The 392-nt window shown below is 72.7% G+C and carries 1 protein-coding gene; it reads right to left on the bottom strand.

Features of this window, described 5'->3' with window-relative positions; translation table 11 throughout:
* Positions 1-392, bottom strand: a 392-nt coding sequence (locus tag EJ913_RS31355) for an FGGY family carbohydrate kinase (protein WP_244939576.1), incomplete at both ends; no start/stop codon positions are given.

Here is a 392-nt window from a genome sequence, read left to right as displayed (position 1 = left end):
TCGGGCATGTGGGCGCGGGTCAGGCGGGTCACGGCCAGCAGCTCGTCCGACCAGTCGCGCCGGGCGACGTCGAGCCACAGCGTGCCGGACGCGTCCGACATCTCCTCCACCATCGCCCCGGTCAGGCGCCAGCGGACATAGGCCTTGGGCAGCAGCACCTTGGCGACGGCGGCGAAGACCTCCGGCTCCTCCTCCGCCACCCACAGCAGCTTGGGCGCGGTGAAGCCCGGCATGGCGATGTTGCCGCTGATGACGCGCAGGGCCGGCAGCGCCGCCTCCATCGCCGCGCACTGGCGGTGGGAACGGCCGTCGTTCCACAGGATGGCCGGCCGCAGCACCCGGCCGTCCTGCCCCAGCAGCACGGCACCGTGCATCTGGCCGGAAAAGCCGAT

Origin of the sequence: Azospirillum doebereinerae (genome assembly GCF_003989665.1) — a bacterium.
Taxonomy (GTDB): Bacteria; Pseudomonadota; Alphaproteobacteria; order Azospirillales; family Azospirillaceae; genus Azospirillum; species Azospirillum doebereinerae.
This window is presented reverse-complemented; position numbering and strand designations above follow the sequence as displayed.